General features: G+C 60.0%; 10 protein-coding genes. 4 read left to right on the top strand and 6 right to left on the bottom strand.

The window, feature by feature from the left end:
- Positions 1-57: 57 nt before the first annotated feature.
- Together DRB87_RS11475 and DRB87_RS23260 are read left to right on the top strand one after the other, a co-directional pair.
- On the top strand, positions 58-525 hold the full coding sequence (locus tag DRB87_RS11475) for a DUF4087 domain-containing protein (RefSeq protein ID WP_130025980.1): 468 nt from the start codon (positions 58-60) through the stop codon (positions 523-525).
- A gap of 733 nt (positions 526-1258) precedes the next feature.
- On the top strand, positions 1259-1570 hold the full coding sequence (locus DRB87_RS23260) for a serine hydrolase (RefSeq protein WP_206100093.1): 312 nt from the start codon (positions 1259-1261) through the stop codon (positions 1568-1570).
- Positions 1571-2097: 527 nt separating this feature from the next.
- Here DRB87_RS23260 and DRB87_RS11465 read toward each other — a convergent pair.
- From DRB87_RS11465 to DRB87_RS11455, 4 genes are all read right to left on the bottom strand, one after another.
- Positions 2098-2310, bottom strand: a complete 213-nt coding sequence (locus DRB87_RS11465) for a cold-shock protein (RefSeq protein WP_130025979.1) — start codon at positions 2308-2310, stop codon at positions 2098-2100.
- A 306-nt stretch (positions 2311-2616) separates the two neighbouring features.
- Complete coding sequence (locus DRB87_RS11460; RefSeq protein WP_370363909.1) at positions 2617-9810, bottom strand: GH36-type glycosyl hydrolase domain-containing protein; 7194 nt, start codon at positions 9808-9810, stop codon at positions 2617-2619.
- Entirely contained in the window at positions 9744-10823 is a 1080-nt protein-coding gene (locus DRB87_RS24220) for a hypothetical protein (RefSeq protein WP_370363907.1), read from the bottom strand. The genes DRB87_RS11460 and DRB87_RS24220 overlap by 67 nt, the downstream gene beginning before the upstream one ends.
- Positions 10824-11276: 453 nt before the next feature.
- The gene (locus DRB87_RS11455) at positions 11277-11609 is read right to left on the bottom strand and encodes a hypothetical protein (protein WP_130025978.1); all 333 of its coding nucleotides are present in this window, start codon (positions 11607-11609) and stop codon (positions 11277-11279) included.
- Between the two features lie 211 nt (positions 11610-11820).
- On the opposite strand from DRB87_RS11455, the gene DRB87_RS11450 reads away from it, so the two are divergent.
- Together DRB87_RS11450 and DRB87_RS11445 are read left to right on the top strand one after the other, a co-directional pair.
- A complete protein-coding gene (locus tag DRB87_RS11450; protein WP_130025977.1) occupies positions 11821-12639 on the top strand; it encodes a PRC-barrel domain-containing protein in 819 nt (272 codons plus the stop codon).
- An 80-nt stretch (positions 12640-12719) separates the two neighbouring features.
- Entirely contained in the window at positions 12720-13589 is an 870-nt protein-coding gene (locus DRB87_RS11445; protein ID WP_130025976.1) for a slipin family protein, read from the top strand.
- Between the two features lie 37 nt (positions 13590-13626).
- On the opposite strand, the gene DRB87_RS11440 is transcribed toward DRB87_RS11445, so the two are convergent.
- Together DRB87_RS11440 and DRB87_RS11435 are read right to left on the bottom strand one after the other, a co-directional pair.
- Positions 13627-14883 (bottom strand): AI-2E family transporter, encoded by a 1257-nt coding sequence (locus DRB87_RS11440; protein WP_240756263.1) that lies wholly within the window; start codon positions 14881-14883, stop codon positions 13627-13629.
- A gap of 222 nt (positions 14884-15105) precedes the next feature.
- Positions 15106-15498: a BON domain-containing protein gene (locus DRB87_RS11435; RefSeq protein WP_130025975.1), complete on the bottom strand. Its 393-nt coding sequence runs from the start codon at positions 15496-15498 to the stop codon at positions 15106-15108.
- Between the last annotated feature and the right edge of the window lie 3 nt (positions 15499-15501).

Here is a 15501-nt window from a genome sequence, read left to right as displayed (position 1 = left end):
CTTGTTCGGGACCAAGAACGCTTGCGAGCGGGTAAGATTGCCAGGGATACCGCCGGAGTGGCTGCACTGATTGCGTTCGCGTCGCTGATGGTTTCGGCAACCGCCTTGCCCAGGGGGTACCTGGATCGGAAGGTCTTTCCCATGAAAATCGTTCGTTCTCGCCGCTTGGCGCCCGCGCTTGCCGTTTGCCTCTTGATGGCACTCAGTGCGCCTGCGGTTTCGGGCAACCGGGAAAATCGCTGTGGTTGGTTGCAGAACCCGACGCCAGGCAACTGGTGGCTCGACGACAAAGACGGCAGTTGGACGCTTTCCGTGATGGGCGAGCCGCCGGCTCCAGGGTTCGACGAGATTCCCGACATGTCGACAAAGGGCTGGGTTGTCACCAACGCGGGAAGTCACGGTTACGGCTGCGCGTGCGTGGATATGGAAGTCGAAAGACGAACCGGCAAGGTCGTGCGGATCTTTGCAGCCAAGCCGCTTTCGCTGAAACGCTGCAAGACCGATCGCGCGCTGCCAGCCCCTTGATGGGTGCAGTTGGCGGACACAAAGTAGGGCGCTCGCCACCGTCTGGAAAAATTAATAAAATCAATGTCTTAAAAATTTGATGAGGGCATCGACACCCTAATTTTTGTCCATCAATGTGGACACCATTTAAGTGCGTTTCTGTGGCGCGACAGAAAATAGGTGCAAAACGGTCGCGTACTCTGTGGTGGACAGAATTTGTGTTCAATCCTGCGAACCGAATCAGGTAATGATGCCTGGTGTGCATTCATGCCGATCCAGTCTCCTTGTGTCAAAACTTTCGTGACTGGCTCCAAGCAGAGATTCCGTGGAGTGAATCGATTGCCATCGATCACGTCATTTGCGCAGATGATGCTGGATCGGACGCGACCGCTAGGTTGGCGACCGAGATCATTGAAAGTTCCAAGGGGGCACGGTCGAAAATCATCGGATATCGCGAGCTAGCCGCGGATTCACTGTCGACTGCGAAGCGGGTGCATGCGGTAACTGCCGTCGCCGGGAGCGGTGGGCTTTTGCGCGAGATGAGTCGGGATCTCCGAGAGTTTGTGTCGCCAACACTTCCCCGTAATTTTCTCCTCGGCATTGGGCTTCCGCAAACCAGGGAAGTATGGGAGAGGTTTCTCTGCCATTTTCCCAGGATGGTAACCACCACGGGTGTTTACCATGAAAAGGAGCGCCCGGCGTTTCTCTCTCGTAACAGACTCAATTTCGAGCGCATTACGAGGACAGAGAAACCATGCACATCAAACGCGCCAGGACCCTCAAACCCGCCCAAATCCGCCACCTGCTCCGCGTCACTGAGGCGACCAGTTGGCACCCCGAGCGCAACGCACTCATTCTGCTCCTGGGCCTTATCTGCGGTATGCGAATCTCCGAGATTTGCACCGCTTGGCGTTACTCGAATGTTGGTCTCATATTCGTCGCTAGGCTTATTGAGCGGGCTGCAGATATGCCGCTTGAAGCTGCTATCAAGCAGCGTGTTTTGACGCCGCTTGGCATCTCGACGCTTCGCTTCGCAACGGAACGTTCAGAACTCTGTGGCGAGTAGCCTGATATAGGACGAACCGTTCAAAGCGTGAAGCAACATTGGTCAGTTGACCTCCGAAAGTAGTAACTAGCGGTCGGCGACTGGCGCAGGCAGCAACTCTGGGCAGCTATCCGGGGCCCGAGAGGACGTGCTTGCCGGACAGCGGCAACCGTTACAGCGCCGACGAACCAGGACATGCTAGCCATAATATCTTCTCCTGCTCGCGATTCAGGACCGGGGCCTGAATCGGTGACGCCGATGCCTACCACCCCCACCTGAGCGTGCTTGCGGCGCGGCTATAGGATTTGCCGAATTGTGTCGGCTCAAGGTGTTTGCCCACACGTCGAATCAGGTCGCGAGCGAGCAGTGCGTCGGTAAGGGCGTCTGACAGGGGCTCGGGATCGTGTCCTGAAACGCGCTGCAGTGCGGCAAGGATGGCTTGCTTCGAGAGGGAGAGCATGGTGGCCTCCGTTTAAATAACTGTCATCTTCCGGCCGGGTGCCGCGAACAGGCGTGCTTGCGTTCGGTCGACCTGGCCAGGCCGCGCGTCAGGCCGGCTTGATGTTGGACGCCTGTGGCCCTTTCGGACTTTGCACAACATTAAAGGAGACGCGCTGATTTTCCTGCGGCGTTCGAAATTCTTCGCGATTATCTGCGCTAATTTTAAAAAAGTGAGCGAAGAGATCTGCGCCTCCATCATCCGGTGTGATGAAGCCAAAACCCCTGCTGTCATTGAACCATTTGACAATACCGGAACTCATAATTCACCTCTCTAATACCCAAATCTTATATCCAACGCTTTACCATCTCTAATTACAATGTATGGCGGCGTTGATAAATGGACAACCAAGAGGGTCAGAGATCGGAAGTGTCTCGCAGCGATCGGAATATCGACGCGCCATCGAAAAGCGGCGGACTTGATGGTCGCTAAATATTTTATACGCGCGCATTGATAAACAAACAAGCGATTTATTTTTTATGAAATTTAAATTTCAATTTATTTGTCTCAATGTTTTTTTAAACAATTGCATCAGAATCATCGTCCAATTCAGTGGTGAAGAAAGGCGTCACACTGGCGGAAGAAGACTGACCTGCACTCGGTGAGTACGTCCGTCGTCGACCAGCGGTATGTCTGGATCGCTTCCTTCCAAAAGTTGCCCGTCGACGGTAACGGATGCGGGGCCTTGACTCTGGCCATGCGGATTGGCTATAGAGATGAGATAACGCGATTCGCCAAATTGGTAGATCAAGCGATACCCGCGCCACTCCCGCGGAATGCACGGTGTAATGCGCAGTGCGTTGCCGCGCTTGTCCAGCCCCAGAATGGACTCCACGGTACCGCGATGCATCCACCCCGCAGCGCCGGTGTACCAGGTCCAACCGCCTCTACGCACATGCGTGGGGGAGGCGTAAATGTCCCCAGCCATAACGTAAGGTTCGACCTTGTAGGCATGTACACCGGCGCGCGTGTCGGCATGATTGATGGGGTTGAGCATCTTGAGCATGTCGCCGGCACGGTTGCCGTCGCCCATTTTCGCGTATGCGATCATGCACCAGGTGGCGGCATGCGCGTATTGCCCGCCGTTTTCCCGAATGCCCGGCAGGTATCCCTTGATGTACCCGGGATCTCGCGCCATCTTGTCGAACGGTGGTGTCAACAACAGGATGAGGTCGTCGCCCGGGCGTACCAGATAGTGCTCGACAGATTCCATCGCCCGACGCTGCCGGTCTACATCTCCCGCCCCGGAAATCACACTCCAGCTCTGAGCAATCGAATCGATACGACACTCCGCATCGCCCGCGGTGCCGAGCGGTGTTCCGTCATCGAAGTAGGCTCGCAGGTACCACGCGCCATCCCAGGCGCCATTGTTCAGCGCGGCATGCAAACGCTCAGCGTGCGCCCGCCATCGCGCTGCGGCGTCGACCTCTCCGCGCGTCTGCGCCAAATCGGCGAAGGGCAACGCGGTGGCATGCAGGAACCAGCCAAGCCAGATGCTTTCGCCTTTGCCTTCCATCCCGACGCGATTCAGACCGTCGTTCCAGTCGCCCCCGCCGATGAGCGGCAGGCCATGAGTGCCCGTTGCGAGACTGCAATCGATGGCCCGCTGGCAATGCTCGAACAGGGTTCCGCTCTGCGCTGTGACTGTCGGCACGTAATACGCATTCTCTTCGGTGTCGGGGACAGCGCGTCCCTCCAGATAGGGCACCGGCTCGTCGAGGATCTTCGTGTCACCCGTCACTCTGACGTAATGAATGACCGAGTATGGTAGCCAAAGCCTGTCGTCCGAGATATGGGTGCGCACGCCACGACCTGAGGGCGGATGCCACCAATGCTGCACATCCCCCTCGACAAATTGCCTTGCGGCCGCCTTGAGCAAATGCGCCCGGGCAAGATCGGGGCGCGCATGGCACAGCGCCATGCAATCCTGCAGTTGATCGCGAAATCCGAACCCGCCGCTCGCCTGATAGAACGCGGCGCGCGCCCACATGCGGCAAGACAGCACCTGATAGAGCAGCCAGCCGTTAAGCATAAGATCGGTCGCCCGGTCCGGTGTCTCGACCTGAAGCTGCGTGAGAATCGCGTGCCATTCCGATTTGACTGATGTCAAGACCGTGGCGGACGACGTCCCACGGTAGCGTTGAATGTATCTCCTTGCCGCGTCACGGTCGTTCGCCTGCCCAAGAAGAAGGGTCAGTTCGACGCGTTCGCCGGGTGCCAATGTGATGTGCGTGAGTAGCACGCCGCAAGGGTCCATGCCCGCACCCGTCGCATTACTAAGCGCCGCATCGGATATCAGCCCCGCAGGATGGGCGAGATCGCCGTTGCGGCCGATGAATTCCGTGCGGTTGCCGGTCCAACTGGACTGCTTGCCAAGCCAGTCCAGAAAAGCAACGCGCTCACTGAACTCGGCGTTCCATGCGTTGGTGGCAAACATTGCGCCCGTGACGGAATCGATCTCGGAGACGACAAACGGTGCATTGCGGGCACGTCCGGCACCTAGCGCCCATTCGACGTATGCCGCAGCAGAGAGTCTGCGCGGGCGCTTCGAACGGTTTTCGATAGTGAGTACGGAGAGCTTGACGGGGTCGTGCCAACTCACGAATTGCACGAGTTCGGTCTTGATGCCATACACGGCATGTTCGAAACGACTGTATCCAAAACCGTGAGAGGCAATATAGCGAGTGTTCTCCAGACGGATTGGAGATGCGGTCGGGCTCCAGAGATGTCCGGTTTCGTCGTCGCGCAAAAAGAACGCCTCACTGCACGGATCGACGACCGGATCGTTCGACCATGGCGTCAGTTGATTGGCTTGGCTATTGGCCGACCAAGTGTAGCCGCCCCCTGACTCGGAGACCTGAAAACCAAATTCCGGATTGGCGATGACGTTCAGCCATGGCGCGGGTGTGCGCTGGCCCGGACCGAGTACCGTCACGTACTCGCGCCCCTGCTCGGCAAACCCACCCAGCCCGTTGAAATACTCAAGCGCAGGGGCGGGCAACGGCGTGTCGGCGATGTCGTCGCCACGCGTTGCCCGCGTTCGGCCGATACTCAATGGCATGTGGGTAATGCTACGACCCATGCGCACGACCTGTTCTTCGAGGCTGCCTTGTCTCGCCCCCGCAAGCACGACACGGGCGGCCGTTAGCAACAATGTCATTTCCGCCGCCTCCAGGCCGTCGGCGCGAATGACGGAAATGCTGCCACGGCCGTCGTTAGGCCCGGATGTGACCTGTGTGCCGCTGACCATCGTCTGAAGGGAGACTTGCAGATCCTCGATATAAGACACCTTGCGTTCATTAAGAATCACGAGGTCGACCGGAACGCCTTTGCCTTGCCAGTATTCGTGGGCACGCAGCAACTGTCTGACAATGTCGCGGTCGTCCTGATCGTCCACGCGGACCAGTACGATAGGTAAGTCTCCGGAAATGCCAAATCGCCATAGCGATGGCGCACTGAGCGTGTTGCGTTTGAGCACCTCGGCAGCAGCACGCATCGCGGTGTCAACATAGAGCACCCGGTTGGCGATGAACTGGAAGAGGTGTGCGTCATCGGCGGTGATACCCAAATAGTGCAGATTGACCTGTCCCTGTGTCCACGCCAATGTCGAAATGCGTTGGAAGCTTGCCGGGTCGTGATATTTGTCGGTGAGATCGAGCAATGCCTCACGGCTTGGCGCCACCATCGTAGAAAACACCAGATGCTCGGTCGCACCGGGGGCAACGATAATGCGCGTGCGCAGGCTGAAGATCGGGTCCAGTACCGGGCCTACCGTATTCGACAGCGGACGGCCGTCCATCACCGCCAACGGGTCGCGAATCGTTCGCCCCCGTGTGATGAAACGTGCCCGATCCGTCTCATAGCCCACATTGCCGCCATGCGGCGAGCGCGCCAGCACATGCGCCGCCCACAAGGGCGTATCCGTGCCTCCGCGAGGGCGGCGCATGGCGAGCAGACCCTGCACTTCCGGCAGGTATTCGGTCTGGACGAACAGATTGGAAAACGCAGGGTGCGCCGTGTCGCTCGCCATCGGCGCCAGCACGACTTCAGCGTAGGAAGTGACCTCAATTTCGCGCGTCAGCGCGCCCTCGTTGGTGATGGACAGGCGACGGACTTCGGCGTTGTCTTCGGGCGACACCATGATTTCCAGTGTCGAGACAAGCGAGCCTTCCTGCCGGACGATGCTTGCACGGTCCTCGGAGAACGCCACGTCGTAGGCGTCTGGCTCGATGTCCACAGGCTGGAAGGTCGCGGACCAGACAGCGTCATTTGCCGTATCCCGCAGAAACAGATAGCTGCCCCAGCGGTCGCACGTAAGGTCCTCGCGCCAGCGGGTCACGGCAGCGTTGCCGCATAGGCTGTATCCAGACCCGGCGGCAGTGATCATGACGGAATATTCGCCGTTCGATAGCAAGTGCGTGGCGGGAGGGGTCTGTCCTGCGGAATAGAATCGGCGCATGACCGGCACAATCGCCTCGATACCCGTTGGCGTGTCCGCGATGTCGGGCGCGAGATCCACCGCGCTGATTTCGCGCGGGTTCGCCTCATGCAAGAGCAAGTCGGCGGCCCGCGCGACGGGCTGACGATGGAAGCGTTGCCGCATGATGTCGCCGAACAGCACGTTCGTCAGCGCGACCAGCGACATGCCCTGATGATGGGCCATGTAGGTGCGAACCGGAACGGCGTTACAGTTTTTCGGTAGCCGAGAAGGGGTGTAGTCAATGGCGTCGTAATAGCCGAAGACACCGCGAGCGCCAACACCGTCGAGCCGTTTCAGGTTGGTCACGGCGTGCGGCAAATCATACATTGCGGCGAGCACCGTAGCATAGGGCGCGATCACGAGAGACCGCGCAAGCCCACGCTTCAATGCCAACTCGGGCACGCCGAAATCGGCATATTGATAGGTCATCGCACGGTCCCGAATGTTACAGGCCGACTCGGAGATTCCCCACGGCACGCTACGCGTCCTGCCATAGGCAATCTGACTCGCGACGGCAAGCCCGCACGATGAATCCAGCAGGCTCCTGTGGGGATAGTCCATCACCAGTGACGGCATCAGGTATTCGAACATCGAGCCTGACCATGACATCAGCACCGCTGCCTTGCCGTAAGGCGCCATGATGCGCCCGAGCCGGAACCAGTGCGTTGCCGGCACGTCGCCCTTGGCGATGGCAATGAAGCTCGTCAATCGCGACTCGGACGCAAGCAGGTCATAGTACGAGTTGTCCAGCTCGGCGTCCGCCATTCGATAACCAATCGAGAACAAGCGCCGGTCGGAGGCGAACAGGAAGCGAAAATCCATCTCGTCGAATAGCCGGCGAGCCAATGCTGCAACGGCTTCAAATCGTTTGGCGATGTCCGGACCGGGTAAAGGTGACGCCGTGAAGTACCGGGGCGATTGGCCGGCAGGCGACACGTCCGGCGTGAGATCGAGCAGGTGGCTCTTGACATTGTTCCGGATCGCGCCGACCCAGTAGAGCACTTCGCTATGCGCAGCGTCACCACGTTCGTTCACGAATGTCTGGGCGAGATCGAGCAGCGTCGTCGCGAGATGGTCGATCTCGCACCAGCGCCGGCGCCACCCCTCGGATGCATCGGCGATGACGTCAATCGGTTCGGACGGCACCGGCTGGAGGAGCATGTGTTCCAGCGCATTGAGCTCTTCGTATAAGTGGTTCCGGTTCACCGTGAGGGTTCGCCGGTCGTCGCTCTCGTGAGCGATGGCGTCGCGCAAGAGCGCAACCGTGTCGAGAACTCCATCGAGCTGCGCGCGGCCGAACACCGGTTCGAGAGCAATTTCTTCGCACGCGCTCGTCACCACGAGCAGATGGCCTGCCAGATTGCCGCTGTCAACGCTCGACACATACTGCGGTGCCAGAGGGCTCAGATCCTGGGTGTCATACCAGTTGAAGAAATGCCCCTGGTAGCGCGCAAGGGTCGACATCGTGCCAAGCGTTCGCTCCAAACGTTCGAGCGTCTCCGTCACGCCAATCCAACCGAAGTCGCGGGCAGACAGTACCGACAGCAAATAGAGGCCAAAGTTGGTCGGCGAGCTTCGGTGTGCCACCACGGGGCGCGGGTCTTCCTGGAAGTTGTCGGGCGGGAGGTGATGATTGTCGTCGTCGACAAAGGTAGTGAAAAAACGCCAGATTCGCCGGCCGGCCATTCGCAGTGCCTCGTTATCTTCCGTCGAGACGAGGGACGAGCGCGCGGGGCGCGGCTGGCGGCTGATCCGTTGGGCGACGAACGGAGAGAGGCCCCAGACGATCAGAAACGGCGCTGCCCAGAGAAGGCTGGCAGGTCTGAGCCATGTCACGATGGCCGCGCACAATACCGTGAGTGTGATGGCACCGCGAAGCGACCAAATAAAATTCCCGAACGAGCGCCCCGCATGCAGTTTAAGCTGCGCCGCCGTTACCCATTCGAGCAGTCTGCGCCGTGAGACGGTCAGCCGGAATAGCGTGCGTGCGATGGCGTCGGCGGCGAGCCACGCCTGGTTCGCCAACATCGACGCTACGATAAACGTACGCTCGACGCCGCTGCCAATGTCGCGGCCAACCGCGCGCAAGTGGCTCGACATCGAAATGCCAGTCTGTGACGGGATCAGGCCTGCCGCAATCATGAATATCGTGGAGGCGGAAATCGCCAGCAATACCAGTGCCGACCAGACCCCGACAGGCGCCTGTGCGACTACCCATGCGCACACCAGCGTAGCCAGCGCCGCTGGCGCAGTGAGCGAGCGACGCAAATTGTCGAGCATCTTCCATCGAGCCGCCGCCGGAATCGCCCCGCCGCGCTTGCCGACAATCCACGGCAGAAGTTGCCAGTCACCGCGGATCCACCGGTGCAGCCGGATGGCGGCGACCTGCGCATGCGAAGGGAAGTCTTCGAACAGTTCGACATCCGTGACCAATCCGCAACGGGCGAAGTTGCCTTCGAAAAGGTCGTGGCTAAGAATCGTGTTCTCCGGAATTCGGTCTGCAAGCGCGGATTCGAACGCATCGACGTCATACAGGCCTTTGCCGATGTAACTGCCCTCGCCAAGCAAATCCTGATACACATCGGACACGGCGCCGGCATAGGGATCGATGCCGTAGCGTCCCGAAAACAGGCGCGAATAGAGGGTTCCCTCGTGCATGGCGGGCAGTGTTGGCGTGATGCGCGGTTGCAGAATGCCGTAACCAGCGACCACGCGCCGCGAGCCCCGATCGAAGTGCGGACGGTTCAGCGGGTGCGCGGCTGTGCCAACGAGCTGCCGCACGGCGTCGATAGGCAAACGCGTGTCGCTGTCGAGCGTGATGACGTACCGGACACCGGGAGGTGTCCACGGCGCACGTCCTTCGATGTCCATGAACGAGGTGTCGGTGGCACCTCGCAGCAGCCGGTTGAACTCGTGGAGTTTGCCCCGTTTGCGCTCCCATGCCAGCCATTTGCGCTGCGTTTCATTCCAACGGCGCCTGCGATGGAACAGGAAGAATCGTAGGGTATCGGCAGTGCTGTCTGCATAGCGGGAATTAAGCGTCGCAATGCGGGCGCTGGCGGCCGCCAGAAGCGGCATATCGCTGTCGATGTGCTCCGCATCGGCGTCGCGCCAATCGGAGAGCAGGGCAAACCGGACGTCACCCTTGGCATTCGCAAGATAGTGCACTTCCAACTGTGCGACCTGTGCGGCGATGTCTGCCTCGTTCGTCAGCATCATCGGTACGACGACGAACGTTCTGAGTTCAGGCGAAATGCCGTCGGCCAGCTCAAGGCGCGGCAAGTGGCGGGGGGGATCAGTCGGGCTAACGCGCGGTCGATGAGCAAAACGGCAAGCTCCGACGCCGGGAACAGACCACATACGGCCAATACAACCAGACCGGCGACGCCCACCCCCGCCGTGGCGCTGAGCAAGACGGGAATGGCCAGGATCAAGCCACTCAGCAGACAAACGCTCACGATGTAGGCCACCGCGCATTGCCGGGCATCATGCAACCGACAGCGACGGGCGATCGGCACACGATACGCGATCTCACGCTCAAAGGCGCGCCGGCCGGCCGACAGAAGATAGTAGCCCGGGTCCGCGCGACGCGCCATGTCTTCGGCGTCAGCCGCATCGCCCGTGCCAGAAGCTGCGGCGGCCGCCCGGGTGTTCAGCGCTTGCGTGACCTCAAGCTCCGACAAGCGCGATCTTGCCGCCAATTTCTCGATCTCGTGCCGGTAGCCATCGCGAGTCGCAAAGTCCATTTCCGCGTAACCTGCGTTGTGGCGCAGATGCGCGTCGACCAGGCTGACGTCCTCGAACAGTGGCTGCCAATCGAACGCCCGCATGTCGCGCAAACTGGTGATGACATTGCGCACGCTCATGTTCGCGGCCGCCTGACTGGCGTGTTCGGCCTGGACGACCTCCTCGGCCGATTGCCCTTGCTGCGCCAGTTGGTCGCTTAGCCATTGCAGGGACCTATCCTGATAGCGCAGGCGCTGAATCAACTGGACCGTGAAAGCCGGTTCGAACGGCTCGACGACGCGCGCGTTTGTCGTTGCGGCATCACCGGCAGCAGGGGATGCAGACGCTTTGTGCGCGAGTAGGTCATCCGCATATCGGTCGGCGGCCTGACGGCTCACCTGGGCTCGTGTGACTTGCGCGCAGAGGCGCCGGAGATTCTCGATCATCACGGCGCGCAGTGTGAGTGGCATGGCCCAAAGCTCTGCCATGGTCAGCGGCTCGACCTTCTGATAGGCGAGCAGAAAGCACGTGAGCAGCGCAGGATCGAAACGGCTGTCGGTGTGAGCCACGAAGGCCCACATCACTCCATAGATGCGCGGGAGGCCACGCAACGGGCCGTCAAGCAGCCGCGGCAATGATCGAAAAGACTTCGTGTTCAGACCGTTCCGGACCTCTCTGAACTGGTCCGAGACGGTACGGAAATTGTCTAGTAGCCATTCCGCAGCCGGGGTGATCGAGCGACGTTGCAACGTGGCGTGCGCAGTTGCGTCATAGCACCCGCGCAATATGCGCTCATTGTCGGCCGCGCGTGAGGTTAGCCCTCGGGTGCGCGGCGGATGAGCGGCGACTTGCTGGGCACGGGCCAGACTGAGTGCATGTTGCTCCAGTCGGTCGCGGCTGAACAATTCCGCGCGAATCGGGGCTTCCACAGGCCCGAAGTCGCTCGTCCCCCGTGGGGTTCCGACAAAGTAATCCATTCCTGGCGGTTTCCACATGCCGATGTCTCCGGCGTTGCACGGCTATCAGGAGAATACGGGATGCTTGTCATCCAGACCGACGACCTCGTCGTAAATGTGGTCTCGCGTGCGGGGGTCGAAGTGCTGCCAGATTCGAGCAAGCCAGTATTTCACCTTGCGCTGGGAAACGTCGCGCCCGCTCACCGGCACGGCCGGGCATTGGACATTCTCACCGACCAGTTTTCCCTGCAGGTACTCGTGGGCGTTGGCTCTGACATATTCTTTGGCTTGCATCAGATCTGTGGCGCTGGAGGAAAACGACAGATCCAGACACGTCAATGTCCAGACTGCGTCCTGACGTTCTCCGTAGACATGAAGCAGTATCCGTTCCTTTCTCATGATCGACTCCTCTTCGCACATGCGCGGCATATGCCTCAAATGATGGTCGCGGCTTTTCCCGAGCGCGTCGGTTCGATACCGAACGGACGCGCTGGAAACTTTGACGTAGGGTGAAGGCGACTTCGGCGTCCGATCGTCTCCATCGCGTGGTGTTTGTGTACATGCAACGGGCGGACGCCGTCATTGACAGGCGATTCACGGGAGGTTTGCCATGTTACGAACCCTGGACGAACTGGAGGCCTGCACCGTCCGCGCGACTGACGGTGATGTCGGTCTCGTGAAAGATCTGTACTTCGACGACAAGGCGTGGGTCGTCAGATACCTCGTCGTGGAAACCGGGACGTGGCTTGCGAACCGGCAGGTATTGATCTCGCCGATCTCGATTGGCCAGAGCGACTGGCTCGACGACATCATCCCGGTCACGATCACCAGGGACCAGGTCAAGCACAGTCCGAACATCGACATGCACAAGCCGGTTTCCCGCGAGCATGAAGCCGACTATCTGGCGTATTACGGGTATCCGGACTACTGGGGCGGCATGAGCGCATGGGGAGAAAGCGCGTTTCCGGGCGGCCTCGCAAGCGGCAGCCGTTCTGAGCTGGATGCATTTCGCGCGGCACGAGAAGCTGCGAATTCCAATGACGAGAGCGTGAATAGGCCGCGACACGATCGGCATCTGCGCAGTGCCGATGCGGTGACCAACTATCACATCCATGCGAGCGACGGGGACATCGGACACGTGGAAGGCTTGCTCGTGGATGTTCACACCTGGGCGCTGCGCTACCTCATCGTGAACACCAGCAACTGGTGGATGGGCCATCTGGTGGCCGTCCCCGTGAAGGTGATCGAGCAAATGAACTGGCTAGACGCGACTGTGTCGCTGGCGCTGACGCGCGAAGCAGTGAAAGCCGCGCCGCCCTACGATGCCAAGGCCCGACTCGATCGACGCCAGGAAATCAGCATCCATAACCACTTCGGCCGCGCGGGCTACTGGGACGATCCGCCGGCTCACAAACGAGACGATAGTTAGGGGCGTGGCGTCAAGGCCCCGCATCTTGGTCATCTCGATACGCCGGTGGACTGAAATCCGCCCGCACAGGAGCACTCATCATGAATTCCATCACGTCATTCTTGGTACTGGTACTGCTTCTCGCGGGAGCGGTGGCTGGCGTCTACATCAGTCCGTATCTGGCACCATGCTTTCTTGTCGCTGCCGTATTGCTGGGTTCGACGCTGAAGATGGCTAACGCATGGCAGAAGTTCGTGATCCTGCGCGCCGGCAAACTGCAAAGCGTGAAGGGCCCGGGACTGTTCATGATTCTGCCGGTCATCGATAGCATCACGGCAGTGATCGACGAACGCATACAAACCACGGCATTCAACGCCGAGCAAGCGCTGACAAAGGACACCGTGCCAGTCAACGTCGACGCGATCATCTTCTGGCACGTCGACGATGCCCAGAAGGCCGCTTTGGCGATCACCGATTACCGGCAGGCGATCGACCGGGTGTCTCAGACATCCTTGCGCGAGATGATAGGCGCGTCGATGCTATCGACCCTGCTTTCCGATCGGAAGGCTTCGGACGAACAACTGCGCGCAGAAATCGGCGCCAAGACGGCCGCATGGGGTATCGCCGTGATGTCGGTGGAGGTGCGCGACGTCGCCATTCCGGTCGCCCTCCAGGACGCCATGTCGAGGCAGGCTCAGGCCGAGCGCGAAAAGCAGGCGCGCATGATTCTCGGATCCGCGGAAGCCATCGTCGCGGCGAAGTTTGTGGAGGCTGCAGCAATTTACGAAGGACATCCGCAGGCGTTGCAACTGCGCGCCATGAATATCATCTACGAGACGACCAAAGAACGCGGCGCCACTATCTTGATGCCGTCCTCGATGGTCGACAGCATGAATCCAGTCGCGATATCGTTTGCTGTAGCCAGCACCGACCCGGTCAATTCGATGCCGGGACTGAAGACAGCCGCGTAGTCTCCGATCTACCGCATGTGGCGGGGCTGCCGTCGATCTAGTCGCCCAGGAGTTCCGCCACAGGCTGGAAATGCTCCACGTGCTGCGATATGACCTTCACGATGACAATGATCGGGATGCTCAGCAGCATGCCGGCGATTCCCCAGAGCCAGCCCCAGAAAAGCAGCGAGACGAAGATGGCGACCGGATTCATCTTGGCGATCTTCCCGGTAATCCACGTGGAGACGAAGGTGCCGACGAGCGTCGCAATCGCAAGAGACGTCCCCGAGACCAGCAGCGCCATCGAGAACGATTGGAACTGCATGTACGCGGCCATACCAGTCGCCGCAGCGCTCACCCCAGGCCCGAGGTAGGGCACCACATGCAAAAGTCCCGTCGCCAGGGCCCAGGCCCCGGCGTTATCCAGACCCATTGCGCGAAACGCAACCCAACTGAGCCCGCCGACCAGCATATTGGTCACGAGCAGCATCAGCATGTATTGCTGTATGGAGTTGTTGATGTCGTCGAGAATGCGCACGGTAATTTTTTTCGACGATAGCGACGGCCCCGCCAACCGCACGAGCTTGCGCTTGAACGTGTCTCCGCTGACCAAAAGAAAAAATGCCAGCAGGATCACTGTCAGGGCTTGGGCAATGAATCCCAGCGCCCCCATTGAACCCACCCACAGAAAGGTGCTCAGCTTGAAAGCGGGCTGATCCAGCACGACATGCGTCACCGACTGCCTCGGCGGCGAGGACAGGTCGGAGGCCCGATTGGCCGCGTTCTCGATCGCCCCCGCAGCGGCTTTCATCTTTTGAAGATTGCCGAATGTGCCGCTGTGCAGGTTATCCAATAAGGCCGAGAACGTCCGTGTGACCGCAGGTAACTGCTCGACCACTCTGTCGATCTGATCGCGCAAGGGATAGCTGCCGGACACGAATATGCCGACGACGGCGAGCATCACGATAACGGCGCCAGCATAACGTCCGACTCTTAGCTTCCCCAACCCGACGACCAGTGGGTTCAGGGTGTAAGCAAGGAAAACGCCGAGCAGTACCGGGACGACAAATCGTTGCGCCCACTCAAGGGCGAATAGGATGGCGAGCGTCGCCAGAATGCCCAGTGCCAGGCCCCGCGCGTCCACTGGCATGCGCGGTGTCGGCTCGACCAGGGACGCTGCCGTGTCGACGCTTTCCGAGCCGTTCGCGGGTAGGGGCGGGCGGGCGTCGAGTCGTTGCGAGATTGGGCCGCCATAACTTCCTTTAGGTCCGAAAAGACGGGCCGCGCCCCGGTTGATCCATGCGAATGACCACACGGTGGACCTCCTGATTCGTAAGAATATGCGAGCGAGTCCATGGGCTCGATCGATTGACGGGCATGCGGCGTGATGCTCGTTTGCAAGCGGCACTCGCCGCTATGGGCCGCGCAAAATGAAACCCCTCGTGACAAACCGAAGCACCGCATAACGCACGACAATCACCTCGCTTCCTCGGTGAGACTCGCCGATCTCGTCATGCTGTTATCGAACCTGTGCAAACTATCGCGGGCCAACGGTCAATCCCGAGCTATCGACGCGCTTGACGCCCTTGACATGTTCCGCAATGCGCTTCGCGCCGCTGACGGCGTCTTGACTGGCAAGCGTCCCAGTCAACACGACTACGCCGTGGGTGGTCTTCACGCTGACGTTCGTGCCGTCGCTGATGCTATTCGCGAGGAGCTCGGATTTCACTTTGGTAGTAATCCAACTGTCGGACATGACACGTTCCGAACGGTGCATGTCGCTCTTGGCCTCCGAGGTCATGCTGCTGTCCTCGGCCTTTGCGGGCACAAGCGCGAGGCCAAGCGCGATTGCCAAGCCGCCAGTGAGCGCCCCGCGCCAAGCGGGCCGATGGACGCGAACCATGCACTTGTTCTCCGTATCGAGTTTCAATGC

The organism is Pandoraea sp. XY-2, assembly GCF_004193915.1.
In the GTDB taxonomy this organism is placed as follows: Bacteria; Pseudomonadota; Gammaproteobacteria; order Burkholderiales; family Burkholderiaceae; genus Pandoraea; species Pandoraea cepalis.
The sequence above is the reverse complement of the archived record's forward strand: the minus strand, read 5'-3'. Positions and strand labels throughout refer to the sequence as shown.